The organism is Jiulongibacter sp. NS-SX5, assembly GCF_052828545.1.
In genome coordinates this window covers 3711782-3734831 of record NZ_CM128248.1, presented here as the reverse complement: position 1 = coordinate 3734831, position 23050 = coordinate 3711782, and the positions used below count along the sequence as shown (strand labels likewise).

Genomic DNA, 23050 nt, shown 5'->3' with positions numbered 1-23050 from the left:
CTAAACGAAGAAACATGTTGACTACCTGGGAACAGTAAAATACATGAAGAACGCAATGACCCCAAAAACGATATTAGGCAGCCATACGGCAAGAAGAGGTGGCATATTGCCAGACTCAGCAATACCTTTTGACATAATGTAGAATAAGATGTAAGTAAACGCCAGGAAGAAGCCGATGGCAATCTGAAGGCCTACTCCTCCCCTTCGTTTTCTGGCAGAAACTATCAAGGCCATTAATGATAAAATCAGTACAGCAAAAGGAGTAGCATACCGCTGGTACCTTTCGATGACAAAAGGCTCAATCCCCTCTGATCCCCTGCTTTTAATCAAATTGATTTGATCAGTCAATTCATGGAGGGTAAACGTTTCTTGTATGGCATGATTACTTTCAAAGTCTGACGGATACATACTTAGGGTAGAATCTATATGCTTTCTACTGATGATCAATTCATCTTTCATGATCCCAATCTCTCTGATCTTGTAGTCAAATATTCGCCACTTTTGAAGAGAGTCTATATACATAGCTCTACGAGCAGATAGCTTTTGTACCATCTCATTATCTTCAAATTTCTCAATAGTAAAATCAAAGGCGGTTTGAGATTGGTTATTGTACGTGGAGAAGTAGACGTAAGTATCAGGAGCAACCGCCATGTGAAAATCTCTATCTGAGAAATAGAATTTGTCATTGATGTATTGATTCTCAAAACCAATCCTCTTGGCATTTGCCCGTGGCAATATCCAACCCACCATCACAAACGAGAAAACTCCAATTAGTAGGGCACCGATAGAATATGGAACCATTAACCGTCTAAAGCTAATTCCACTGGTCAATATGGCAATGATCTCTGTATGTGCTGCTAGTTTAGCCGTGAAGAACACGGTAGAAATAAAGATCATTAATGGGCTGATATAGTTTGCCCAATACGGAGCTAGATTGGCATAATACGTCAATAATATCTCTGAAGTAGGGGCATTCTTTTGAATAAAGTCATCATTCTTCTCTACATAATCAATGACTAAAATCACCAATACGATCACCAGTACGGCAAAAACGTAGGTCTTCAGAAACTTCTTTAATATGTACTTGTCGAGAATGTTCATTCAGCAGCGAATTTAGCTTCCTTTTTAGAATGCCCTATCGAATTAAGATCATTTAAGAGGATTTTTTCAAACTTACCTGAATATTCATAGCCACCTCAGAACTTATTCTTAAGGTTTTGCCCGGGGCAATCTGTAGTTCCAAGGATTGATCAAATTCACTGATATCTGTAAGTGTTACATTTAAGCCAAGTTTTAGACCGAGTCTATCAAAATGCTGGAGAAAAGGACTTGAATCCTCGGATACCCCCATAATGGTCAGTGAATCTCCACATTTGGCTTTGGCTAACTGTATTGTTCCGGAAGTAGGCATATTTCCCTGTGCATCAGGGATTGGATCACCGTGAGGGTCAAACTTAGGATTACCTAGAAAAGTATCTAGCTTGTCAGTCAATTTTTGAGAATTGATATGCTCGAGCTCTTCCGCAAGATCATGAATCTCATCCCACTTAAAACCTAATTTTTCTACTAAGAAAACCTCCCAAAGCCTATGCTTACGTATGATTCTGAGAGCAATTTTATTTCCAGCCTCAGTAAGTGTGACGCCCTGATACTTCTTGTAGTTTATAAACTCCTTCTCTGCCAGCTTTTTCAGCATATCTGTTACTGAAGCAGCACGTGTTTGAGTTGCGTCTGCCAGTTCATTAGTGCTTACCGGTTTCCCGTCTGATTGAGACGAAAGGTGATAAATTGCCTTTAAGTAGTTTTCTTCAGTAAAAGATGCCACGTAATTCCGCTTATGAACTGACAAAGGTAGCTATTCTGATGAACTTCAGACAGAGCAATGGAATACTTAAAAATCTAAACTTGCGTTACTATAAGTATGAAAACCGCTATTACCATTTTTGGATTCTTACTGACATTAGTCTCTTGCCAAAAACAAGAAGTACATGTCTTTTCAGGTTCATATTCGCTAGAAGAAGGCGAAACTATTACTGAAAACGGAAATGCTTTTATAATTAAAGCTAATCAAATTCAAGATAGTCGATGCCCGGCAAATGCTAACTGCATCAGAGCTGGAGAGGCTATTCTGAGTTATGATATCACTATAAATCAACAGACTTTTAAAGATCAATCACTTTGCCTGATGTGTACTCCGGAAATGGGAATTCCTGAATTCATGGTATATACTGTGAATGGGATTGATCAAACATTGACTCTCAAAGAGATCAATCCTTTTCCGACCACCACCAATACTTCAGAGCCTAAAACTGCCTTAGTCTTCCTGGAAAAAGGAACCAAAACACCTTGAAAAGCCTTTCAATAGAGGTTTTAATACCACAACCCAAATATGACCTTTGATGTAGAGCAGATTTCTCGGAGACCATAATTCCTTCTGAAATCTCAAAAATTTAGGTCACCACTGATTTAACAGAACAAAAACACATGAAAGAAAAACAAGAAGAAGTTCTTTTTCTGGAGGGTCCACGCTCCAGATGGAGAGAGTTTAAAATGGCTGTAAATGTATTCCGAGAATTCATAAAGGGATTCAGAGCCATGCACTTTTTAGGGCCGTGCGTCACCGTATTTGGTTCAGCCAGATTTAAAGAAGACAACGAACACTATATTCAATGCCGCGAGCTTTCGGCCGAAATATCCAAAGCAGGCTTTACTATTATGACAGGTGGAGGCCCGGGAATTATGGAAGCTGCCAATAGAGGAGCCAAAGATGTCGGAGGTAGATCGGTAGGTTGTAATATTGAATTGCCCTTCGAACAAAGCGGTAACCCTTATCTTGATAAATGGGTAGACTTCAAGTACTTCTTTGTAAGAAAAGTACTTTTAGTGAAGTACTCATACGCTTTTGTGATTTGTCCAGGTGGATTTGGTACACTTGACGAATTTTTTGAAAGCAGTACCCTCATGCAGACCGGTAAAATCTCTAAGTTCCCAGTAGTTATTTTCAATACCGAGTATCACAAACACGTAATGGAGCATATCGATAAGATGATTGAGGTAGGCACTATTTCGCCCGAAGATAAAAATATGTTCTTGGTTACAGATTCCGTATCTGAGGCTGTAGAATACATAAAGAAGAACACCATTAAGCCTTTTAATTTGAAGTACAAACCTAAAGGTGTATTAGGTGAACGATCATAAAAAATCAAATGCATTAGAATAAAAAAGGGGCTTCAAGTGAAGTCCCTTTTTTATTGATATCTGAAATAATTAGTAACTACCACCGGCACCTCCACCACCGAAGCTACCTCCTCCGAAACCACCAAAACCGCCGCCGCCGAAGCCACCGCCACCAGACCAGCCACCTCCTGACCAGCCTCCGCCAGACCAGTTACCAGAGTGTCTTCCCCAGCCCGTATATGTAGTGTATGGCCATCCTGAAGCTCTACGCATTCCTCCACCGCCGCCGCCACGACCACCTTTTGACATGGCTTTAATAATGATGTAAATGAGAATTATCATTAAGATAAAAGCCCAAAGCGGAAACTCACCATCCTCTGAAGGCTCAGCATCAAACTCCCCACTGGTGTATTTAATAATAGCGTCGGTTCCTTTATCTAGCCCATCATAGAATCTAGATTCTCTGAAATAGGGTATAATTACACGGTCCACCACCCTTTTGGCATAGGCATCTGGCAATGCTCCTTCTACTCCATAACCGGTAGCAATGTAAATTTTACGATCATCTGTAGCCCATAAAACTATGATTCCATTGTTTTTACCTTCCTGACCTACGCCCCACTCTCTTCCCAGTTTTACAGCATATGAATTCATGTCATATGGCTCTACGGTTTTGACTACCACCACAGCTATTTGTGTTGATGTGGTATCATCGAAATTAACCAGCTTATTTTCAAGAGACTGAATTTCCTGAGTAGAAAGCATACCCACAAAATCATTTACCAGTCTTGGAGGATTGGGCTTGGCGGGTACGTCTTGAGCAAAAACATTGACAGAACACAGCAAAACCAGACATAGCGAATGCACCCAATGAAACACTCCACTGTAGCTCTTATACATAATGTCTTTTGATTTCAGTTCTTTCATTTTTTCTTTTTGCCGAAGGAAATCTCGTTCGAAATTTCATTTAAGTCTCCTTTCATTTCGTAAGGAAAATGCTCTTGTAAAGCCTCACCGGCCTTTTCAATAGCCAAACACAAACCATCAACTGTATGGCCTATATGTAGATTATTATAAAGGATATTCCTTTCCTCTTCCCAAAGCGTACCTCCAGCTTTTTGATGGATACCTTCATCGCCAAGGATGGCAAACTTTCGGTCGGTAATAGAGAGGTAAAACAGAACTCCGTTTCTATAAACCGTATGGTCTAGAGAAAGGAAAGAGAAGACTTCCTGAGCTCGGATTATAGGATCATCATAGGGGCAATGCTCCTCTACATGAACCTTTATTTCTCCTGAAGTCTTCTTTTCTGCTTTTTGAATGGCCTCCGTTATTTGTTGTTTTTCTGATTCAGAAAAGAACATAAAGGCTACTAATTATTCGAAGTTAAAATCTACGTTAGGTGCGTCCTGAGCAGCTTCTGATGCCTCAAATGGAGACTTTCTTTCAAAGCCAAAAATACCAGCCATCAGATTCATCGGGAATTGCCTTACAGCCAGGTTATAATCTGCTATACCGGCATTAAAGTCGTTTCTTGCTACTGCAATTCTATTTTCTGTTCCTTCAAGCTGAGCTTGTAGTTCCAGGAAGTTCTGATTGGCTTTCAGGTCAGGATAACGCTCTACAGCCACAAGTAGTCTGCTTAATGTACCAGACAACTGATCCTGAGCACTCTGGAATTTCGCCATATTTTCAGGGGTTAGCTCATCTGCAGAAAGCTGAATAGATGTAGCCTTAGATCTGGCCTCTATCACGTCTGTTAACGTTCCTCTTTCAAAATCTGCAGCACCTTGAACCGTTTTTACAAGGTTGCCTATTAAGTCTGCTCTACGCTGGTATTGGGTCTGTACATTAGCCCAAAGCTGCTCTACATTATTATCTTTTGCTACTAAGCCGTTGTATGAATTACAGCCATACATACCCAAAAGAAGTAGCAGACCAACGATACCAAGAGTTCCTAATCTTTTCATTGTGATTTAAAGGGTTTAATATTCAATAAATGTATCTAATCAAAAGTATCAAATAAGCCATGAATCTCAAACCTGATCTCTACCATCGGTCTAAAAATAAGGCAAACGGCAAAATTAAGGCAAGGTCACCATCGGCTTAGGATAGTCCTTTCCTAAGGTTAGACCCGATTCGGCCAATTCGGTCTCACTTTTCTTATCAAAATTATGTATTTCCTCTGCAGAAAGACCTTTCAATTCAGGCACCCAATGCTTGATATATTCGGCTTCGGGATCATAACGTTCGCCTTGTTTTGAGATATTAAAATATCGGTTTGGCCTGGGATCATTTCCTATACCGGCAATATAATTCCAGTTTCCCCAGTTACTGCATACGTCATAATCTATAAGCTTGCTTTCAAAATACATGGCTCCCCACCACCATTCCAACTTTAAGTCTTTGGTAAAAAAGCTAGTAACAATCTGCCTTCCTCTATTAGACATGTAGCCGGTTTGATTTAGCTCACGCATATTAGCATCTACAAAAGGGATACCTGTTTCACCTTTCATCCACTTTTCAAAATCTCCCTTATCTGCTCGCCATTCTTTGACTAAGTCATGCTGAATACCACATCTTTTGAAGAGTCTTATGCCGTATTTTAAGGCTACAAGGTGAAAATAGTCTCTCCAAATCAATTCAAAAATGACCCAGTAGGTAGATTCATTTTTAACCACCTCCTGCTCATACTTCCTTACCTCATGATAAATTTTACGAGGTGAAACACAGCCCAAACTTATCCAGGCAGAGAGTTTGGAAGAAAAGTCATTCCCAAGGAGTCCATTTCTGGTTTCCTTGTAGGTTTTGATGATCTCGGAGTCCCAGACGAAATATTTCAGGCGTTTTAGTCCTTCAGTTTCTCCTCCTTTATAAAAGTCATTCTGATTAATTTCCTCTTCTTCAAAACCTAAATCCTGCAGCGATGGAATTTTCCCAAGATCTACCCCATCAATTTCCGTCATTTTCTCTGGCTCACCTAAAGCAGGCCTAACCTTAGACTGCTTATCCATGATTTTTCTGAAGTCTGTAAAAACATCAGGTAAGAATTTGATCTGAAAAGGCAAATCTCTGACATGATATAAGGTAGCCTGCCAGATGAGCTCCATGTCAATATTCAGTCGCTTGAGATTTTGAGAAAGCTCAAACTCAAGCGAAGTTTCTTCTTGTGTAACTTCCTTTGATGCGAGAACGTATAGGACGTCTCTCTCTTCAGCAATTTTGGCCAACTCTACAGCCGGATCACCTATTCTTATAATTAGATCAGAGCCTTTGCCCTGCAAATTCTTCTTCAGCTCAGAAAGCGACTCCAGTAAAAACCTGGTTCTGTAAACACCAGTTTTTCTAAAACCATACTTGGTTTTCTTAAATAAAGCCGGATCTATCACATAAACCGGCAAAACCCGGCCCAGGTCGCATGCTTTTAATAGTGCTTCATTATCATGAAGTCTAAGATCATTTCTAAACCAGAATAAGATGTCTTGCATATAAAAAGGGATGTCAGCACAAAACTAACACCCCTTTCAATCTTATTGAAAATCTAACCCTAAAGTTTTCCGTTTAAAGACCAATCATAATCTTTATAACTGATATCTGCATCGGCATTCGCCTTTACTTTGGCATATTTGTTCACCCACTCTCTTACGGTGCCTTTCTTTTTGAAATCACCACCGTACCAATTGAAGAGTTTGGAGAGTTTCATTTCATTGGCAGAAACCTCATTTTTTGAGACATCATTTAAAAACTTCACTCCTTGGTCATTTAATTGCGACACTAACTTGGAGGCCGTGTACGCCTCATTTCTTAGCGGAGGACATGACTTTGCAGCACACACCAACGCAAAATGTATTCTTGGCTCATTAAACTTTTTGCGAATAATGCCATGCTCAATATTATTCAAATCCATTTCCTCACCTCCGATATTGATAAACTTGATATCCCATGGCGTATTGACAAAAGGGATTTTGATGGTAGAACCAATATCTTTTATACTCTTAATGTTTTCACCACTATGATCAAGAATCAACTTAACAGTAAAAGCATTATAGGCATTGATCCAGTAAGCTAACTTTTCATTGGCTGACCAGCTGCTAGCCGGAGCGTTTGAAGATACTTTCTTTAGATAAGCATCTAACTTGGCTTCATCTGCCTTAAATCCTCCGTAGTTTACGTAACCAGAAGAACTCACATGCTTTTTCAATAAAGCATCCCAGTCTGAATGGCTAATTGGTGTAGCTGAGGAGTATGGCGTCTCCTTTGCGAAACAGCCAAAAAGAATAAATGAGGAGGCCAAAAGGGCGATTAATATTTTCGATTTCATGTTGTTTACTCTGTTGTACTCTAGTTACGAAATCAGAACATAAACGGATGCATCCTTTGAGTCCAATTGTATTATTTAAAGAGTAAAGGGCACACTAGGGCCATTCTGACACCTTCTGATTGACTTAACAATTTCATAATGTTGCTATGCAAATATAAACGTGTAGAATTCTAAGATTGAGCGACTTGTATAAAGAGGCATTTTCATCAACCATAAAAAGAGATTATCTTTGCGGCGAGTGAAACAGGGAATCGGAAAAATTCCGCCGAACTGGACTATTTATATGTCACATCATCAAATTAATCTTACCCCAAAGTTATGTTGCAAAAGTTTACTTTTTTGCGAGCAGGTTTGCTGGCAGTAGCTATTCTATGCCTATCAGTGGCGGCGATAGCTCAAAATTCTATCAGCGGTACCATTACGGATGGTACAAATGACGAAGCACTAATCGGTGCATCGGTTTCTGTAAAAGGTACTGCTATCGGTACTACTACAGATGTTGAAGGTAAATATACCTTAAGTAATGTTCCTAACGGTGACCAAACTCTAGTGGTTTCTTTCATCGGTTTTATGGAGCAGGAAATTGAATTCAACCCTGCTTCTACAAGTGTTATCAATGCTAGCCTGGAAGAAGACAATAACGTTCTTTCTGAGATCGTGGTTACTTCAGGTGTAATTGATATCGCTAAAGTTAGAGAAACTCCTGTTGCTGTTTCTACAATTACTGCCGAGGAGATCGCTCTTAAAGTAGGTAACCTTGAGTTTCCTGAAGTGATGAACAGAACACCAGGTGTATACGCTACAAAACAAAGTGGTGGTTACGGTGACTCTAGAATCAGCCTTCGAGGTTTTGATCAAAGAAACACATCATTCCTTATCAACGGCCAGCCGGTTAACGATATGGAAAACGGATGGGTTTACTGGTCAAACTGGCAAGGTCTTACTGACGTAGCTAGTGCTATTCAGATTCAAAGAGGTCTTGGTGCTTCAAGACTTGCTGTACCTTCAGTAGGTGGTACTATCTCTATCTTCACTAAAGCTGCTGAGCTTAAGAAAGGTGGTTCTGTATCTCAATCATTCGGTAATAACGGATACCTTAAAACTACTGCTTCTTATAACACAGGAAGAAACGAAAACGGATGGGCTACTTCATTCCTTCTTTCAAGATGGAGTGGTGATGGCTACGCATACGGTACTTCAGGTGAAGGCTGGAACTACTTCGCGGCTGTAGGTTACAGACCGGTAGGTTCTAAGCACTCTCTTAACTTATCAGTACTAGGTGCTGGTCAGTGGCACCACCAAAGAAGTTCTTGGGTTTCTATCAGAGATTACCAAAACTTTGGTGATAACAGCGGCAAAGACGGTATTGACAGAAGATGGAACACTGATGCTGGTTTCTTAAACGGCGAAGAGTTCAACATGAGAAGAAACTTCTATAACAAGCCTCTTGCTACTTTCAACTGGGACTGGGACATCAACAAAAACTTGATGCTTAACACCTCACTTTACGCTTCTGCTGGTCGTGGTGGTGGAACAGGCCCAAGAGGTAACAACTACAGAAACGGTGACATTGACATGTATCCGTTTAACATTGACCTAACTACTCATTATAATGAAAACGGTAGAGGTACAAGAGATGCAGATGGTTTTGTAAACTTTGATCAGGTAATTGCTGTAAACCAAAATACTACTGATCCTTATACAGGTGCCAACAGCAACTTTGAAGGTCAAAAGCTTGGTTCTAACGGATTCAGAGACGACGGAGTTAACCGTTCAGTATTGATCAGAAGAGCTTCTATGAACTCTCATGACTGGATCGGTGGTATCTCTAGCTTAGAAGGAAACTTCGATAATATCAGAGCTTCAATAGGTGTTGACCTTAGAAATTACAAAGGTTACCACTACCGTGTGCTTAACAACCTAATGGGTCTTGATGGTTACTATTCTACTGGTAACAGAAACTCAAACGGTCAGGTGATCAATACATTGATCGAAGCTTCTCCGTTCAATAACACTGGCCTTAACGGTCCTAAAATCGACTACTATAACATTGGTTATGTTGGTTGGCAAGGTGTTAACGGTTTATTGGAGTACACTAACTCAAGAATTACTGCTGTAGTTCAAGCTGGTGCTTCAAACCAATCATTCCAGAGAGAAGATTTATTTGATCAACCACAACTTCCTCTTTCTGAAAAGAAAAATGTAGGTGGTGGTTACGTAAAAGGTGGTGCTAACTTCAACATCACTAGCAAATCAAACGTATTCTTCAATGCTGGATTCATTTCAAGACAGCCTAACTTTGACGCTGTATTCCCGAACTTCGCTAACTACGTAAACGAAGATCTTCAGAATGAAACAATTCAATCTTTAGAATTAGGGTATGGTTTCATCGGTGATAACCTAACATTGAACATCAACGCTTACTCTACAAACTGGGGTAACAGATTTATCAGCCGTTCACTATTCAATTCACAAGGTGATGCTGGTACTGCTCAGTTTAGCGATATCGATGTAAGACATAACGGTATTGAAGTAGAAGCTCTATACAAGCCTACAGATAAGTTAAGCGTACAAGCGATGGCTTCATTAGGTGACTGGAGATACACTAAAGATTTCAATGCTCAAATCTTTGATGCTAATCAGCAGCCAATTGGTGAAGGTACTCTATACCTAAAAGATGCTAAAGTAGGTGACGCTGCTCAAACTACTGCTGCACTTAACGTAGACTACAAGGTAGCTAAAGCTCTTAGCGTAGACCTAGGTTACCGTTTTGTTGATGGTCTTTATGCAGACTACTCAATTGCTGATTCTCAGTTTGCTAATCCTGATAATGACGGTGCTCTTAAGCTTCCTTCTTACTCTCTAGTAGACGCTGGTGTAACTGCAAGATTTGATCTATTTGGTAACGAAGCGTCTATCAGACTTAACGTTAACAACTTGTTCGATACTCTTTACATCTCTGAGTCTGAAACAAACATTCAAGCTGAATCAGGTTCTGCTACCTGGAACGGTATCGATGTTCGTAACTCAGTATGGTTCGGTTTCGGAAGAACATGGAACACTTCACTACGTTACAGATTCTAATTCAAACGAATTAGATAAACATATAAAAGCGAGCTTCAGAAATTCTGAAGCTCGCTTTTTTTATACTCTACCCTACCCATTTTTTGATTGCTAATTAATTAGGCAAGAACCTGCCAATATTTTAAGCATCTTTGAGTTGTCAATTTTAATGAACTGATAATTAACAATTTAAAGAAGGACATTATGTTAGCCGTCAAGAAAAACAATCCGGAAAGAATCTTTGTACCTATCATACCTTTGAGAGAAAGAAGAGTAAAGCCCTCTTTTGAGAAAACTCAAACAATAACGAAGATGGCGGCAAAGAATCCCAATTTATTAAAGCTAATCTCCGCTTTTGAATTAAAGTAGGTATGACTAAAAAATAGACCTCAACACATGGAATTTAAATACACCATTCTATACGTTTCCGATGTCAAAAAGACTTTAACCTTCTACCAGAAGGCTTTTGGCTTTGCCACTAAATTTATGACTCCTGAAGAAGATTACGGCGAATTGCTCACAGGAAACACTGCACTGTCATTTGCCTCATTGAAGCTTGCTAATTCTAATCTTCGTAAAGGTTTCAAGGTCTCAACGGTAAAGGAGCAACCATTCGGTATAGAATTGGCTTTTATCACTTCTCAAATTCATGATGATGCTGAAAGAGCTTTAGCTGCAGGAGCTATCCTGGCGGAACCAATACAAGCCAAGCCGTGGGGACAAACAATTGCCTACCTGAGAGATATTAATGGTTTCCTGATAGAACTGGGTAGCCCTATGGAATAATAAAAAAAGACTGCTCAAAAGAGCAGCCTTTCCGGTTATCCCCAAACTTTAATTAACTCATATCTTACATCATATCCTGACCACCGTTATCTTCATCTACGGCGTCATTATCATTATTTCCTCTTCTACGATTAAATAGTCCACGTCCATCGTTTTCCATCTTACCAAATCTGTACTGGAAGTTAAATCGAATACTTCTTCTGAAAATCTGGCTGCTGTTATTGGTGATGAAGTAATTATTCTCATCTGTGTAATTTTCCAACGAAGACTTAAACTCGATAGCCTTCACAAATGGGTTTTCGAGTGTTAGACCGAAGCTGCCCCTCTTATCATTCACATCTTTCTTCACTGTCAAACCATGGAAGTAGAAACCATTTCTGGTACCCTGAAGCTGTACTCTAGGCGATCTGTAGAAACCAAAGCCTGCCACTGCCCATCCTTTTTTAAGCGTGTATTGTGTATTGAGATTTACACCCACATTCCAGCCTTTGTTTGAGATAGTTCTGTTATCCATGTAGGTATAACTTGGACTTACACCACCACCTATTCTCCAATCTTTATTCGGATTGATATTATATGAGAAGTCAGCACCATAACGCTTATTAACCCCGATATTCGCAAAAGTAGTTTGTGTAATATCTATACCATTCTCTCTAATCACCTCGCTCACACTGGTGATACTATTATCTTCAATTCTGGAGTAAATGGAGAAGTTTATAGAGTTTCTACCGAAATACTGACTGGTAGAGATTTCAAACATATCTACAAGCTCCGGAGCCAAAGTAGGCTGACCAAATGAGATACTGTTCTCATTTGAATAATCAACATAAGGATTCAGGAAGCGAATAGAAGGTCTCTGGATTCTCTGTGTGTAACTCGCTCTTATAGAACCACCTTTCTCAAATCTCTTTGATAAATTGATACTCGGCAAAAAGTTATCATAATCAGGAATTTCAATATCTGCTAACTCAGTAAATTGTGCCGTAATCATAGTACGCTCATAACGAACCCCAGCCTGAATACCCCATTTCTTAGGTAACTCAATAGTAAATGAAGAATACCCTGCAGCTACATTCTGGTCATAGTCCAGATAATTAGATCTTAAACTATTGAGAGCATAGGCATTGTTCTCAGGTACAAAATCATAGAACTTACCATCAGAAGTAGCTCCTCTCAGCACAGCTCTACCACCCATTTCCCATTTTACTTTCTCGCCTAGAGGCTGTACATAGTCCAGCTTTATGTTAAACTCCTGATCTATACCTCTGTTATCACTACTATCAGCGGCAATATTGTTCTCCTGAGCTATAAAAGCAGTATTTCTATTGCTCTTAGAGTACTGAGCCAGAATACTTAACTCTTGTACAGGATTGGCATATCTCTTATTGAATGAAAAGTCCAAGTCGTTTGAGTTTCCAAAGTTACTCTGATCAATGTATCTGGTATTTTGAAAAATCAAACTCTGTGTATCATCTAGCAATGTTGTAATTTGATCTCCTTTACCGCCTCTAATTCTCGCTCTTCCTGAATAAGAAATCGTGAAGTTGGTCTTCTTATCAAAGTCATAAACAAAAGACCCTCTGTATCTACCTCCACCCCAAATACTTCTGTTATCTGATTCCTGAGTAAGGTATGTGGCTTCTCCATTAATCACAGAAGTTCTGGTATTCAAGCCAAGTGTCTTATAGTTGTATGACATCCTACCGCCACCACTTAATGAAATCGCCCACTTTTTATCTTTGAGATTCAAATTACCATTCAAGTTAGAACCTTGAACTCCTACACCTGTTGATACCATACCGGTAACGCCAGCCAGTGTATTCTTTTTCAAATTAATATTGATGATTCCGGCTGTTCCCTCACCATCATATTTGGCACTTGGAGAAGTAATCACCTCCACAGACTTTATCTGATCAGAAGGAATTTGCTTTAAAGCCTCCCCTACCGAACTCGCGAATATTGTGGAAGGCTTGTTGTCAATTAAAACTCTCACGTTTGAGCTACCTCTTAACTCTACTTCACCATCCAGATCTACACTTAACATTGGTACTTTTCTCAATACCTCTTCGGCAGTGCCACCTCTATTGGTAATATCCTTATCAGCATTATAAACTAGCCTGTCAATTTTATCTTCAATCAGAGCCGCCTGGCCTTTCACAGTAACCTCTTGTAGCTGAATATTATCACTCAAAATCAGAACATTGCCAAGGTTTACTTGTGTCTCACCTTCTTCAACTATAATATTCTCTACAGACTGAGGAGAATAACCGATATAAGAAATTAGAATCTTATAAGTACCAGCTTTTACTCCTTCAAACTTAAAGGCACCTTTCTCGTTGGTAAGTGTACCGTCTATGGCTTTTGACAAGTCCCATAAGGCCACCGCTGCGAACTCCACACCATCAGTAGAAAGACTATCTACTACGATACCTTCAATGGTGGCACTCGTTCCTCCTCCAGGTCCTCTTTGCTGTGCACTAACTCCACTGACTAAGAATATCAATACAACTGCGATGAATAATGGTAATACTTTTTTCATGTTCTCTACTACAAATCGTTTTATCACTAGGTTTGAATTTTTAGGAAAGCTATTCTTTGTGCTTTATAGACAGCATAAGTATATAAAAGATTGTATCATAGTGATTTAAAAGCTACAATAGTAGATAAATCAAAGTAGTCTGTCGATAAAGGCCATTAACTTCAATTCAAATCCAGAACTTTGAAAAATACTATTTTGCTCTACCAAGCAATAAGAACAATTAATTCTTTATTTTATCCTATACTCCTTTTCCTTTCCAGTGCCTATGAAAAAGCCATTAGAGTATGATTCTTAAGTACACTTTCATCCACCATTTAATTGCTGTAATTTTGCACTCCTTTTTAGGTAAAGAATGTACTTATGAGTTTTGAAAAAGAACTGAAGAAAAGAAGAACCTTCGCAATCATAGCCCACCCGGATGCCGGTAAGACCACTTTGACAGAAAAACTCCTGTTGTTTGGTGGAGCCATCCAAACAGCGGGTGCCGTAAAATCCAACAAAATCAAAAAGTCTACCACTTCCGATTTTATGGAGATTGAGAAGCAAAGAGGGATATCTGTGGCTACTTCAGTAATGACTTTTGAGTATAATGACCTCAAAATCAACATTCTTGATACTCCTGGTCACAAGGACTTCGCAGAAGATACTTACAGAACACTGACAGCCGTTGATAGTGTAATCTTGGTTATTGACTGTGTGAAGGGTGTGGAGGAGCAAACCGAAAAGCTTATGGAGGTTTGCCGCATGAGAGATACTCCGGTGATCATTTTTGTGAATAAAATGGACCGTGAAGGAAAAGCTCCTTTTGACCTCCTGGATGAGCTGGAGTCAAAATTAAATATTGGTGTTAGACCTATTACCTGGCCTGTCAATGGTGGCCGTGACTTCAAAGGTGTTTATCATTTACTTGACAAGAAGATGAATTTCTTTGCAGTCAATAAGACTAAACTGGAAGAGGACATTTTTGAATATGATATAGACTCAGAAGAGCTTCGCTCCAAAATTGGCGATAGGGATTCTGATCAACTTCAGGAAGATGTAGAACTCATAGAAGGCGTTTATGATGAGTTTGATAAACAAACTTACCTGAACGCCGAAATAGCACCTGTATTCTTTGGTAGTGCTGTAAGCAACTTTGGTGTTATGGAGTTATTGGATACTTTCTGTGATGTATCTCCCTTACCAATCTCCAGACAAACAGACGTTCGTGAGGTTCAGCCAACTGAAGATAAATTCACTGGTTTTGTGTTCAAAATTCACGCAAATATTGACCCAAGACACCGTGACAGAATTGCCTTCTTAAGAATCTGCAGTGGCCTTTTTGAACGCTCAAAATTCTATGAACATGTTAGATTGAACAAGAAACTGCGTTTCTCGAATCCATACATGTTTATGGCAGATAGTAAAAATGTGGTAGATGAAGCCTACCCGGGAGATGTAGTCGGACTTTATGATACAGGAAACTTCAAAATTGGTGATACATTGACTGAAGGCGAAGAGCTTCAATTTACGGGTATCCCGAGCTTCTCTCCTGAATTATTCAGAGAGGTTATCAATGCCGACCCAATGAAAACTAAGCAGCTGGAAAAGGGTGTTCAACAACTTTCAGAAGAAGGTGTAGCTCAGCTATTTATTATGCAGCCGGGTAACCGTAAGATTATAGGAACTGTGGGAGAGCTTCAGTTTGAGGTGATTCAGCACAGACTACTTCAGGAATACGGAGCTAAATGTAGATTTGAGGCGAAGCCGTACTCTAAAGCCTGTTGGTTGACCAGTGAAGATTCTAATGCTCTGGCAGAATTCATTAGACTGAAAAACAACTTTATCGCTTATGATAAAGACGAAAATCCAGTGTTTCTGGCTGAAACAGACTGGATTTTAAGAATGAATATGGAAAACAATCCGAAAATCACTTTCCATACTACCTCAGAGTTTAAGGTGAAAGAAGTTTAATCTACAGGATAAGGCACATAAACAAAACTCACAAATTTGCCATCCATCACAAACAGGCAACAGTACTCCTCGGAGTCTTTGTAGTTTTCTTTAAATAAAGCTTCGGACTCAGCACCAATGAGTTCACGCTGTAAAAACTCTTCCAACATGGAGGCTTTATAGTCATACCTGGTCTTAAAGTCATCTTTAAAAAACAGAGTATTACCTAGTGGCACCTCATCTGTGGCTGCCACAAAAACCGGAAATTCACTAAAGCCTCTACTTTTAATCTGGTATGCTGCTTCTTTTAGGTTATCACAAACTTTGAGAAAGTCCTCTGTAATTACCCCCATTTTCTTTTGATCTAACTCAGGCGAGTTAGCATCATCCATTATCGTGTTTTCGTTCGAATGATTTATCATAATCTTCTAAATTCTGGCGGCTAAAAGCAGCCTTAAATCTCTAAACCTCAATTCAAATTTCTTGGCAATATACTGGTGAGTGATATTGCCCTTAAATGCATAAACGGCTTTCAGAAACCATTGGTTCGTCAATATCATCTCATCTACCCCACCTACATTACCCATTTTTATTAGTAAAGGGGTGAAGATGTTGCTCAAACTATAACTGGCAGTATGCCCTACTCTTGATGCTATATTTGGGACCGCATAATGAATCACACCATGCTTTCGGGTAATTGGGTGTTGATGATCGGTGAGGTCACTGGTCTCTATACAACCTCCCTGGTCAATAGCCACATCAATGATGACAGCGTTGTCCTTCATTTCTTTAACCATCTCCTCAGTCACCACCATAGGAGTAAAGCCTTTCTCTGAACGTAATGCGGCTACTACTACATCAGCCTCTTTTAGGGCTTTAGGCAAATTAGTAGAATCTATAATTGAGGTATAAATACTTCTTCCTAATGCATATCTTAGCCTTTGTAAACGGTACAAATGCAGATCAAACACTTTAATTTCTGCACCAAGACCCAATGCTGTTTTTGCAGCGAACTCTGCCACCGTTCCTGCTCCCAAAATGACAATAGAAGTAGGAGGCACTCCATCAATCCCCCCTAGAAGAGTAGCTCTGCCTTTACTTAAATACTCTGAGGCAATCATAATTGAAGAGCTACCGGCTATTTCACTCATGGCTCTTACAATTGGGTAGTTGCCCGCTTTATCTTGAACAGACTCAAAAGCCAAAGCCGTGATGCGTTTACTCACCAGCTTCTCAAAATAGGGCTTTTCTTGCCCTCTGAATTGCAAGGCAGAAATTAAGGTAGCCCCGGGCTTCATCAATTCCAGCTCCTCATCATTTGGCGGATCAATCTTCATCACCACATCAGCCTTCAAAGCCTCATCTGGCGAATAGATTATTTTAGCTCCGGCTCGCTGATACTCTGCGTCAGTGAAGTTAGATCGCATACCCGCTCCCTTTTCTACAATGACTTCGTGACCATTCTTAACCAATACAGAAACAGCATCAGGCGTGAGGCAAATACGAGTTTCGAGACCAGACTTCTCCTTTGGCAAGCCAATCTGGAGACTTTTCGACTCCTTCGAGACTTTTACCATCTGCTCTTTAGGTTCCAGCACCGACTGAAACTGACCCGACTGCGGTTTATCTTCACTCATTATGATTCAATTAAACTAGCCCTCACCTTTCTTTTATCGGCCGAAACATGCTCAACTTCTATTAATAATTGAGGAATTGGAAGTAAATCCTCAATAACCTGTGGCCATTCAATGAAGCTCAGGCTATCACCGTATAAATACTCTTCTATTCCAAAATCTAAGGCCTCCTCAGCATTTTTAAGACGGTAACAGTCAAAATGATAAATCTGATTACCCTTATCTGTTTGATATTCATTGACAATAGAAAATGTAGGACTTTGTACCTCGTCTATTACGCCCATTTGACGACAAAGCTCTTTGATCATGGTCGTCTTGCCAGCTCCCAGATTACCTTCAAATCGCCATGGACTTACTCCACTTCCAAAGGCAATCAACTCCCGAGCTACCTCAGGTGTTTCTTCCAGACCATATTCACGATTATATTCTGACATTTGCACCGCAAAAATACCATAATTCGTCGGATTAATCGTTTCCTAGATATTCTTAAAAGATCTCCTCAAAAAAATTAGAGCTATTGGGTTTAAACTCCATTTTTTCAGACCTTTGCGAATATTCTCCTTTAACATTCACTTCACATGCTAGAAAGCCGGAAACAGATCATTCTTTTTTTCTTTTTTACCATCGGAATCATCTACATCTCCAGGCTTTTTTATATCCAGATATTAGACCCAAAATACAAGTCTTTTGAGGTTACAAACGCCATTAAAAGAGTCATTGAAGTTCCGCTAAGAGGGCAGATTTATGACCGTAATGGCAAACTGTTGGTGCAAAACAAGGAAGTGTACAATATGTACGTCACTCCGGTTGAAGTGAAAGACTTGGACACCGCCAGATTTTGTAGAGTTTTCAATATCACTCGTGGGTACTTTGACAGCACAATGAATGATGCTATGCATTATTCTCGCAAAAGAGCCTCGCTATTTTTGAGGCAGCTCTCCAAAGAGGATTTTGCTCGTGTAGCAGATGCCATGGTCAATTTTAAGGGGTTCACCTTTGAGCAATCTTTCTTCAGGACATATCCGGCAAACACTATGGCCAATGCCCTGGGGTATATCGCTGAGATTCCGAAAAAAACCTACGAAGCTCAAGAAACTAACTACTACAGAAAAGGAGATTATATAGGTTTAACAGGTCTTGAAAAACAGTATGAGATTCCTTTAAGAGGTAAACGAGGTGTAAAGTTCAAATTAATGGACGTCTCCGGAGCCGACAAAGGTTCATATGAAAATGGCAGACTTGATACCACAGCTGTGGTGGGTGAAGATCTATACTCTTCGATAGACGTAGAGCTTCAGCAATTGGCAGACAGCTTGTTTCAGAATAAAGTTGGAGCTATAGTGGCCATAGAGCCGAAAACAGGTGAGATTCTCGTTATGGGCTCCTACCCTACTTATAACCCAAATCTGCTATCGGGAAAAGCATATTCAGAAAACTATTTAAACTTAATTCGCGACCCCGATAAACCTACCTTTAACAGAGCCATAAGTTCATTCTACAGACCGGGTTCTACATTCAAGCTGGTACAGGCGGTGGTTGGTCAGCAACAAGGGGTCATAAACCCGAGAACGTCTTTCATTGGAGCTTATTCACCAATGGGTTGCCATGGTCATGGTGCACACCATATGGCTAATCTTAACAATGCAGTTCAGTTCAGTTGTAACCCCTACTTCTATAATGTTTTCAAAAAAATTATCAATAACTCAGACCGGGACAGTCCTTTTCTGGCAGCCAGAGAAGGCCTAACTCGCTGGCATGATATGGTAGGAAGATTTGGTTTTGGCAAAAAACTAGGCATTGATATTCCTGGAGAAAAAGGGCAGCTACTTCCTGATGTGGGTCTTTATGATAAATATTATGGCGAAAACAGATGGAAATTTTCTTACTTCTACTCTGTAGCCATCGGCGAAGGGGAAGTTGGAACAGATGTACTCAAACTGGCAAACTTAGCAGCAACATTTGCGAATAAGGGTTACTGGATAACCCCACATTTAGTCAAAGGAATAGGAACACCCAATGGCAATTTACCAGATGAGCTAACCGAAGTTCATCAAACAGAGGTAAACCCACAATACTTTGACGCCATATATGATGGTATGCAAAGGGTTATTGAAGCGGGTACAGCTAGAAGGGCTTACATAAAGGATATTCCTATTCTAGGGAAAACGGGAACCTCTGAAAACAAAAAAGGACGAGACCATGCTATTTTTATGGCCTTTGCTCCCAGGGAAAATCCGAAGATTGCTATTGCGGCCATCGTTGAAAATGCCGGATATGGTGGTTCTTCGGCAGGGCCTATATCTTCACTTATCATAGAAAAATACCTGACTGGAAAAATTGAAAGAAGGTATATGGCAGAACAAATTAAAAACACTAGCTACATGACAGTGGCTGCATCCAAAGCTGCTAAATAATCAATGGCAAAAGAAATCAATATCAGACGGGGCATAGACTGGGTCACCGTTCTCCTTTATCTGGCACTTGTATTAATAGGCTGGTTTAATATCTACGCTGCGGTATATAAACCAGAAGAGTTTATGACAATCTTCTCATTAAGTCATAATGCCGGAAGACAATTAATGTTTTTGGGTCTGGCAGTTTTTCTGGTAATTTTCATTCTATTTATTGACTACAAGGTTTACGATAGTTTCGCTTATATTTTCTATGGGGCCATGATTGTGCTCTTAATAGCAACAATATTTATAGGAAGTGATGTCAAAGGCTCTAAATCCTGGATAAAGCTCGGCTCTTTCTCCTTACAGCCTGCAGAATTCGCCAAACTGGTCACGGCCTTGGCTCTTTCTAAATACTTAAGTAGTCAAACGGTAAACCTGAAAAAGTTTAGTGACCTCATAAAAGCTTTGGCTCTGGTATTCATACCGCCCATCATCATCATCTTACAAAAAGAAACAGGCTCGGCACTAACCTTTGCTATCTTCCTGATCGTACTTTATCGGGAAGGTTTGCCAGGCATCTACCCTGCACTATCGCTTTCTTTTGTTGTCCTGCTGATTCTTTCGCTTTTGTTCTCTAAGTGGTATATCCTGCTCGGGATCGTAGCCTTTGCTGTCTTTTTCTATTTTGTCATACTTAATAAGCGTGACCGCAAACGGCAAAATGTTATCAATATAGGAGCCATTGTATTGCTTTTTAGCACCTTCACCATGGGAGTAGACTTCTTTGTGAATAAGGTACTGCAACCCCACCAACAGCGAAGAATCAAAATATTGGTTGACCCTGATGCCGATCCTTTAGGGGCAGGCTGGAATGTAACTCAGTCGAAAATTGCAATTGGCTCCGGTGGCTTTATTGGCAAGGGATACTTAAATGGTACTCAAACAAAATTCAATTTTGTACCCGAACAGTCTACAGACTTTATTTTCTGTACTATAGGAGAAGAATGGGGATTCATTGGAAGCCTTGTTTTAATTGGCCTTTTCTTGGCACTATTAGCCAGACTTTTGTATTTGGCAGAACTGCAAAGAGACAAATTTGCACGGGTCTACGGATACTGCGTAGCTTCTATTATCTTTTTCCATTTATTGGTGAATATAGGTATGACCATCGGTCTAATGCCCGTAATTGGAATACCTTTGCCATTAATCAGTTACGGAGGCTCATCATTGTGGTCATTTACCATACTGATATTCGTATTCCTAAAGCTTGACGCTCACAGAAGCTACAAAGTTTAATTCTGAACAATTTGTGATTATCATATTTTCAAAATAGATTGAAAATTATGAAAAACCTATATTTAATACCTACCGTCTTAGCTCCAGATACTCAATTCTCAGACTTGAGTCCACAGGTTATTGAGAAAATTAAAGAGTTAAATGTATTCTTTGTGGAGAATGTCAAAACAGCTCGTAGATTCATTTCTAGTCTCAAAATCGGGAAAGTGATAGATGAAATCACTTTTCATGAATTGACAAAAGACTCTGATTTTGACAAGACTTTTGAGCTGATTCATCAAATAGAAGAAGATGCAGGGATTCTTTCGGAAGCAGGCTGCCCTGGCATTGCTGATCCGGGTGCTTTGGCGGTAGATATTGCACATCAGTTAAGCATTAATGTTATTCCTTTAGTAGGTCCATCTTCCATACTTTTGGCTTTAATGGCTTCAGGGTTTAACGGACAAAGTTTTACCTTTCATGGCTATCTACCCATTGATAAAAAAGATAGGGCTAGGAGAATTAAGGAGCTGGAGCGTATTGCACACACTACCGGACAAACTCAGCTTTTCATGGAAACGCCCTACAGAAACAGACAAATGCTAGACACTATTTGCAAAGCCTGCAATGCAAATACAAAATTGACCATTTCTGCAGACCTAACTTCAGCTGACGCTATATCAAAGACAATGCGAATAGAACGATGGAAGAGTTTTGACGGCAACCGGTTGCATAAAAAGCCAGCTATATTTGGTTTTGGTAATTAAAGCTTAAAACGGCAAGGAACGCCCAAGGCCTGCATAAGCCTGCTTTCGTATTCGTCTTTAGAAATTTCAATTGCTCCGTAGCGTTCTACATTATCATTGATAAATTGTGTATCCAATAACTGATAGTTATTCCTTTTCAGGATTTCAATCAAATAATGAAATGCCACTTTAGAGGCATTTGACTTCAGAAAAAACATCGACTCGCCAAAAAAGGCCGCCCCTAGCGAGACCCCATAAAGCCCTCCTACCAGCTCATTCTCAAAAAAGGCCTCTACAGAATGAGCTAAGCCTAGTTCATGTAAGTCTGTATAAGCTTTAATTAAATCATCTGATATCCAGGTCTCATCTCCGGCAAAACGAGGTTTTGCACATAATTTCATCACCTTGGCGAATTGCTCATCAATCTTAATCTCGAAAGTTTTTTTATTCAAAACAGGCCTTAAGGATCTGGAAGGCTTGTAGTTTTCAAAGGGAATGATAGCACGTGGATCAGGAGCATACCAAAATATTTCTTTGTCTGCGTCTGCCATAGGGAAAGCCCCATTGGCATAGGCATGCAATAACATTTCGGCCGTCAAGTCCATTTAGTCGATAAGCCAGATTTTATCGGTTTTATGGCCTTGCTCCTGCCATTCTACTAAAACCTTCTGATTCTGTTGTGTATTTACTTTCCTACCCGTGTAGTCTGGTTGGATAGGTATATCTCTACGATATGACCTATCAATTAAACAAAGTAGCTCTACTTTAGATGGTCTACCGAAAGCCTGCATCGCATCTAAAGCTGCTCTTACCGTTCTTCCTGTAGCCAGTACATCATCTATCAGAATGACTTTCTTATTTTCAATCACAAAATTGATATCTGTGCTATTTGGTGTAAGCATCGACTCCCTTCTCCTAAAGTCATCTCTATAGAAGGTAGCATCCAGCTTCCCATGATTCACTTTATGACCTAGAGTTTCCTCGAGAATCATGACAATTCTTTTTGCAAGGAAAACACCTCTGGGTTGTAAACCAATAATGACACTATTCTCCATATTACCATTATTCTCAATGATCTCCTGAGATAATCTTCCAAGAATAACATCCAGTAATGGTTTACTAAGGATTAGTCGCTTTTTATTCATGAATATTAATCGCTACCCGACAAAAGTATTGACTTC

At 39.8% G+C, this 23050-nt stretch carries 21 protein-coding genes; 8 read left to right on the top strand and 13 right to left on the bottom strand.

The window, feature by feature from the left end; genetic code table 11:
- Nucleotides 1-21: 21 nt before the first annotated feature.
- Together ACUXV0_RS16240 and ACUXV0_RS16235 are read right to left on the bottom strand one after the other, a co-directional pair.
- Nucleotides 22-1101 (bottom strand): LptF/LptG family permease, encoded by a 1080-nt coding sequence (locus tag ACUXV0_RS16240; RefSeq protein ID WP_446190627.1) that lies wholly within the window; start codon nt 1099-1101, stop codon nt 22-24.
- A gap of 52 nt (nt 1102-1153) precedes the next feature.
- Nucleotides 1154-1825: a metal-dependent transcriptional regulator gene (locus ACUXV0_RS16235; protein WP_446190626.1), complete on the bottom strand. Its 672-nt coding sequence runs from the start codon at nt 1823-1825 to the stop codon at nt 1154-1156.
- A 96-nt stretch (nt 1826-1921) separates the two neighbouring features.
- On the opposite strand from ACUXV0_RS16235, the gene ACUXV0_RS16230 reads away from it, so the two are divergent.
- The gene (locus ACUXV0_RS16230) at nt 1922-2350 is read left to right on the top strand and encodes a hypothetical protein (RefSeq protein WP_446190625.1); all 429 of its coding nucleotides are present in this window, start codon (nt 1922-1924) and stop codon (nt 2348-2350) included.
- A gap of 134 nt (nt 2351-2484) precedes the next feature.
- The gene (locus tag ACUXV0_RS16225) at nt 2485-3198 is read left to right on the top strand and encodes an LOG family protein (RefSeq protein ID WP_446190624.1); all 714 of its coding nucleotides are present in this window, start codon (nt 2485-2487) and stop codon (nt 3196-3198) included.
- 69 nt (nt 3199-3267) lie between these two features.
- On the opposite strand, the gene ACUXV0_RS16220 is transcribed toward ACUXV0_RS16225, so the two are convergent.
- The 5 genes from ACUXV0_RS16220 to ACUXV0_RS16200 all read right to left on the bottom strand — a co-directional run bounded on the left by ACUXV0_RS16220 (nt 3268) and on the right by ACUXV0_RS16200 (nt 7498).
- On the bottom strand, nt 3268-4104 hold the full coding sequence (locus ACUXV0_RS16220) for a TPM domain-containing protein (protein WP_446190623.1): 837 nt from the start codon (nt 4102-4104) through the stop codon (nt 3268-3270).
- Complete coding sequence (locus ACUXV0_RS16215; protein ID WP_446190622.1) at nt 4101-4541, bottom strand: TPM domain-containing protein; 441 nt, start codon at nt 4539-4541, stop codon at nt 4101-4103. Before ACUXV0_RS16215 ends, ACUXV0_RS16220 begins: the two co-directional genes overlap by 4 nt.
- A 12-nt stretch (nt 4542-4553) precedes the next feature.
- Nucleotides 4554-5147 (bottom strand): LemA family protein, encoded by a 594-nt coding sequence (locus ACUXV0_RS16210; protein ID WP_446190621.1) that lies wholly within the window; start codon nt 5145-5147, stop codon nt 4554-4556.
- Between the two features lie 114 nt (nt 5148-5261).
- Nucleotides 5262-6665 carry a DASH family cryptochrome gene (locus ACUXV0_RS16205; protein ID WP_446190620.1) on the bottom strand — a complete coding sequence of 468 codons (1404 nt, stop codon included), beginning with the start codon at nt 6663-6665 and terminating at the stop codon, nt 5262-5264.
- A 59-nt stretch (nt 6666-6724) separates the two neighbouring features.
- Nucleotides 6725-7498, bottom strand: a complete 774-nt coding sequence (locus ACUXV0_RS16200; RefSeq protein WP_446190619.1) for a DUF547 domain-containing protein — start codon at nt 7496-7498, stop codon at nt 6725-6727.
- A 318-nt stretch (nt 7499-7816) separates the two neighbouring features.
- Here ACUXV0_RS16200 and ACUXV0_RS16195 point away from each other — a divergent pair, with 318 nt between their 5' ends.
- Together ACUXV0_RS16195 and ACUXV0_RS16190 are read left to right on the top strand one after the other, a co-directional pair.
- Complete coding sequence (locus tag ACUXV0_RS16195; protein ID WP_446190618.1) at nt 7817-10582, top strand: TonB-dependent receptor; 2766 nt, start codon at nt 7817-7819, stop codon at nt 10580-10582.
- A 375-nt stretch (nt 10583-10957) separates the two neighbouring features.
- On the top strand, nt 10958-11347 hold the full coding sequence (locus tag ACUXV0_RS16190; protein WP_446190617.1) for a VOC family protein: 390 nt from the start codon (nt 10958-10960) through the stop codon (nt 11345-11347).
- A 64-nt stretch (nt 11348-11411) separates the two neighbouring features.
- On the opposite strand, the gene ACUXV0_RS16185 is transcribed toward ACUXV0_RS16190, so the two are convergent.
- Complete coding sequence (locus tag ACUXV0_RS16185) at nt 11412-13886, bottom strand: TonB-dependent receptor domain-containing protein (protein WP_446190616.1); 2475 nt, start codon at nt 13884-13886, stop codon at nt 11412-11414.
- Between the two features lie 360 nt (nt 13887-14246).
- On the opposite strand from ACUXV0_RS16185, the gene ACUXV0_RS16180 reads away from it, so the two are divergent.
- Nucleotides 14247-15839: a peptide chain release factor 3 gene (locus ACUXV0_RS16180; protein WP_446190615.1), complete on the top strand. Its 1593-nt coding sequence runs from the start codon at nt 14247-14249 to the stop codon at nt 15837-15839.
- On the opposite strand, the gene ACUXV0_RS16175 is transcribed toward ACUXV0_RS16180, so the two are convergent.
- From ACUXV0_RS16175 to tsaE, 3 genes are read right to left on the bottom strand one after another with little or no spacing between them, the layout of a single operon-like run.
- The gene (locus ACUXV0_RS16175) at nt 15836-16240 is read right to left on the bottom strand and encodes a hypothetical protein (protein ID WP_446190614.1); all 405 of its coding nucleotides are present in this window, start codon (nt 16238-16240) and stop codon (nt 15836-15838) included. The two genes, ACUXV0_RS16180 and ACUXV0_RS16175, sit on opposite strands and share 4 nt — an antisense overlap.
- Before the next feature lie 6 nt (nt 16241-16246).
- Entirely contained in the window at nt 16247-17455 is a 1209-nt protein-coding gene (locus ACUXV0_RS16170) for an alanine dehydrogenase (RefSeq protein WP_446190613.1), read from the bottom strand.
- A complete protein-coding gene (tsaE, locus tag ACUXV0_RS16165; RefSeq protein ID WP_446190612.1) occupies nt 17455-17886 on the bottom strand; it encodes a tRNA (adenosine(37)-N6)-threonylcarbamoyltransferase complex ATPase subunit type 1 TsaE in 432 nt (143 codons plus the stop codon). The genes ACUXV0_RS16170 and tsaE overlap by 1 nt, the downstream gene beginning before the upstream one ends.
- A gap of 144 nt (nt 17887-18030) precedes the next feature.
- Here tsaE and ACUXV0_RS16160 point away from each other — a divergent pair, with 144 nt between their 5' ends.
- Genes ACUXV0_RS16160 through ACUXV0_RS16150 form a run of 3 tightly spaced genes read left to right on the top strand, consistent with a single transcriptional unit; the run spans nt 18031 to nt 21890 of the window.
- Nucleotides 18031-19866, top strand: coding sequence for a penicillin-binding transpeptidase domain-containing protein (locus ACUXV0_RS16160; protein ID WP_446190611.1), 1836 nt, complete (start codon nt 18031-18033; stop codon nt 19864-19866).
- Nucleotides 19867-19869: 3 nt separating this feature from the next.
- Nucleotides 19870-21144 carry a rod shape-determining protein RodA gene (gene rodA, locus ACUXV0_RS16155; RefSeq protein ID WP_446190610.1) on the top strand — a complete coding sequence of 425 codons (1275 nt, stop codon included), beginning with the start codon at nt 19870-19872 and terminating at the stop codon, nt 21142-21144.
- A 47-nt stretch (nt 21145-21191) separates the two neighbouring features.
- Nucleotides 21192-21890 (top strand): SAM-dependent methyltransferase, encoded by a 699-nt coding sequence (locus ACUXV0_RS16150; protein ID WP_446190609.1) that lies wholly within the window; start codon nt 21192-21194, stop codon nt 21888-21890.
- Here ACUXV0_RS16150 and aat read toward each other — a convergent pair.
- A complete protein-coding gene (gene aat / locus ACUXV0_RS16145) occupies nt 21887-22474 on the bottom strand; it encodes a leucyl/phenylalanyl-tRNA--protein transferase (protein ID WP_446190608.1) in 588 nt (195 codons plus the stop codon). The genes ACUXV0_RS16150 and aat overlap by 4 nt on opposite strands.
- Nucleotides 22475-23014, bottom strand: a complete 540-nt coding sequence (gene pyrR / locus ACUXV0_RS16140; RefSeq protein ID WP_446190607.1) for a bifunctional pyr operon transcriptional regulator/uracil phosphoribosyltransferase PyrR — start codon at nt 23012-23014, stop codon at nt 22475-22477.
- Nucleotides 23015-23050 lie beyond the last annotated feature (36 nt).

Excerpts from the sequence above, each read along its gene's own strand:
- ACUXV0_RS16240 (WP_446190627.1), bottom strand. The coding sequence starts at position 1,101 with ATGAACATTCTCGACAAGTACATATTAAAGAAGTTTCTGAAGACCTAC.
- ACUXV0_RS16230 (WP_446190625.1), top strand. The coding sequence starts at position 1,922 with ATGAAAACCGCTATTACCATTTTTGGATTCTTACTGACATTAGTCTCT.
- ACUXV0_RS16225 (WP_446190624.1), top strand. The coding sequence starts at position 2,485 with ATGAAAGAAAAACAAGAAGAAGTTCTTTTTCTGGAGGGTCCACGCTCC.
- ACUXV0_RS16220 (WP_446190623.1), bottom strand. The coding sequence starts at position 4,104 with ATGAAAGAACTGAAATCAAAAGACATTATGTATAAGAGCTACAGTGGA.
- ACUXV0_RS16215 (WP_446190622.1), bottom strand. The coding sequence starts at position 4,541 with ATGTTCTTTTCTGAATCAGAAAAACAACAAATAACGGAGGCCATTCAA.
- ACUXV0_RS16210 (WP_446190621.1), bottom strand. The coding sequence starts at position 5,147 with ATGAAAAGATTAGGAACTCTTGGTATCGTTGGTCTGCTACTTCTTTTG.
- ACUXV0_RS16205 (WP_446190620.1), bottom strand. The coding sequence starts at position 6,665 with ATGCAAGACATCTTATTCTGGTTTAGAAATGATCTTAGACTTCATGAT.
- ACUXV0_RS16200 (WP_446190619.1), bottom strand. The coding sequence starts at position 7,498 with ATGAAATCGAAAATATTAATCGCCCTTTTGGCCTCCTCATTTATTCTT.
- ACUXV0_RS16195 (WP_446190618.1), top strand. The coding sequence starts at position 7,817 with ATGTTGCAAAAGTTTACTTTTTTGCGAGCAGGTTTGCTGGCAGTAGCT.
- ACUXV0_RS16190 (WP_446190617.1), top strand. The coding sequence starts at position 10,958 with ATGGAATTTAAATACACCATTCTATACGTTTCCGATGTCAAAAAGACT.
- ACUXV0_RS16185 (WP_446190616.1), bottom strand. The coding sequence starts at position 13,886 with ATGAAAAAAGTATTACCATTATTCATCGCAGTTGTATTGATATTCTTA.
- ACUXV0_RS16180 (WP_446190615.1), top strand. The coding sequence starts at position 14,247 with ATGAGTTTTGAAAAAGAACTGAAGAAAAGAAGAACCTTCGCAATCATA.
- ACUXV0_RS16175 (WP_446190614.1), bottom strand. The coding sequence starts at position 16,240 with ATGATAAATCATTCGAACGAAAACACGATAATGGATGATGCTAACTCG.
- ACUXV0_RS16170 (WP_446190613.1), bottom strand. The coding sequence starts at position 17,455 with ATGAGTGAAGATAAACCGCAGTCGGGTCAGTTTCAGTCGGTGCTGGAA.
- tsaE (WP_446190612.1), bottom strand. The coding sequence starts at position 17,886 with ATGTCAGAATATAATCGTGAATATGGTCTGGAAGAAACACCTGAGGTA.
- ACUXV0_RS16160 (WP_446190611.1), top strand. The coding sequence starts at position 18,031 with ATGCTAGAAAGCCGGAAACAGATCATTCTTTTTTTCTTTTTTACCATC.
- rodA (WP_446190610.1), top strand. The coding sequence starts at position 19,870 with ATGGCAAAAGAAATCAATATCAGACGGGGCATAGACTGGGTCACCGTT.
- ACUXV0_RS16150 (WP_446190609.1), top strand. The coding sequence starts at position 21,192 with ATGAAAAACCTATATTTAATACCTACCGTCTTAGCTCCAGATACTCAA.
- aat (WP_446190608.1), bottom strand. The coding sequence starts at position 22,474 with ATGGACTTGACGGCCGAAATGTTATTGCATGCCTATGCCAATGGGGCT.
- pyrR (WP_446190607.1), bottom strand. The coding sequence starts at position 23,014 with ATGAATAAAAAGCGACTAATCCTTAGTAAACCATTACTGGATGTTATT.